This is a genomic window from Muriicola sp. (assembly GCF_049669965.1).
Lineage (GTDB): Bacteria > Bacteroidota > Bacteroidia > Flavobacteriales > Flavobacteriaceae > Muriicola.
On the sequence record NZ_JBATLB010000233.1, the window covers coordinates 1 to 1773 of the forward strand.

A 1773-nucleotide genomic window follows, 5' to 3' on the forward strand; every position below is an offset into this window, starting at 1 on the left:
GTACAGACCGGCCTGGATATTACAATGATTCCTTCAATCCCTCAATCAATTGATCTACCTCTGCCTTAGTTGTATAGTGTAAAAATGAGATGCGTATTACGCCAGGTACTCTGGGGATCTCCATGTCCTTCAGTGGGCGAACCGCATAGAAATCGCCCATGCCCAGCATCAACTTATGCCGGAGTAAGCTTGTGTATACTACTTTAACACTTTTCTTCAAAGGTATGATGGAAACTGTTGGGGCCCTACCTGAGGAGCTGTCCGGACCTACAATACGCAGATCCTCACGGGAACGAAGAAAATCTAACAAACGCTCCAAGAGCTCTTGTTCATGTTTGTGAAACAATTCATTGATCGCCCTGTTTCTTTCAGAAGGTGAGGCTGGCATCTTAAAGTGATGGTCATAGACCGCGTCCAGATAATCCAGAATACCGCTAACGGCCCCTATCTGTGCATGGTCCGGACCTGCCGGCGTGATCATACTTTTGGTAATACCTTCCTTAAAGAAATGTGATTGGTTTTCCATTTTTTCTATTAGATCCTTTTTCACATACATAAAACCCAGGTGTGGTCCGTAGGTTTTGTACAGGGAGAAAAGATAAATATCTGCCCCCAGTGTTTTCAGATCGGGGAAGCCATGCGGGGCGGCCGCCACTCCGTCTACCACGCAAATTGAACCATGTGCATGTACCATGTTACTAATTTCCTTAACCGGATTGAAATACCCGATGACATTGGAACAATGCGGAAAAGCTACCATTTTGGTCCTGTTGGTAAATAAACCATCCAGATCTTCCAGGCTCAACATTCCCGTTGTCTTATTTACATGCCATTCCACCACCTTTATACCTCGTTCTCCCAGGCGCCTCCAGGCACCTGCATTGGCCTCATGGTCCTGGCAGGAAACAATGATCTCATCTCCATCTTCCCACATGGGCCGCATGGCATTGGCCAGCACATAGACATTCTGGGTGGTAGACGGCCCAAAATGAATTTCAGAGGCATCTACATTCAGATACTCGGCCATCCGGCTGTAAGAAGTATCCATCATTTTGCCGGCCTTCATAGAAGCAGGGTAGGGGTAATAGGGCTGTACCTTATTTTTTAGGTAGAAGTCGGTCAGCTTATCAACAAACTGTTGACAGGGATAGGAACCTCCTGCATTTTCAAAAAAAGCCCAGCCATGTAAGGAAGGTTCTGAAAAAGCTGGAAAGTTTGAGCGCACAAAAGGGATGTCGAGTTTCATAACGAATGAGGTTTCCTTAAAGAGGGTTTATTTCTCATCCTAAGATACTGAATTCTTGTGGTTAGTAATCCGCCGCTCAAGACCTATCCTTAAAGCCTTGCAGAGGAATATTTATTTTCTAAAAATATCGAGTGTCTTATGATACTCGTCATAGAGTACCAACTTGGTTGCTGTTAATTCTAAAATAGGAAATATCAGGGGTTTGGTAGAGAGTGATCCGTCTGAGGCAAAATTCAAAAAGTCGTCCGGAATTTTTCGATTTTCCTGGTCGATGGCCGAATCGATCAGGGTGAGTCGTTTCCCGTTAGGTGATAGGTGCCAGCTGCCATTTCTTGTTGCGTTTTTCTGATTTTCGAGCGAAACAATATCGTAGGTAAATGTTCCATTCTGGTTAAAGGTAAAATAATACTGATTTTGATTCGCAATAGTATCTTTTAAGGCCTCCAGAACCTGTTGCCCATCCCTGAAACTTCCCATGAACTGCCATTGGCCATAAATATCCTGCACCGTGCGTTCCTGGCTGCAAA

2 protein-coding genes are annotated in these 1773 nt (G+C 44.7%); both read right to left on the bottom strand.

The genetic code is table 11. The features are described from left to right. Positions 1–19: 19 nt before the first annotated feature. A complete protein-coding gene (locus WBM49_RS12100) occupies positions 20–1246 on the bottom strand; it encodes an aminotransferase class V-fold PLP-dependent enzyme (protein WP_424372310.1) in 1227 nt (408 codons plus the stop codon). A gap of 111 nt (positions 1247–1357) precedes the next feature. After that, on the bottom strand, positions 1358–1773 hold a 416-nt coding region (locus tag WBM49_RS12105), incomplete at its 5' end, for a hypothetical protein (protein ID WP_424372311.1).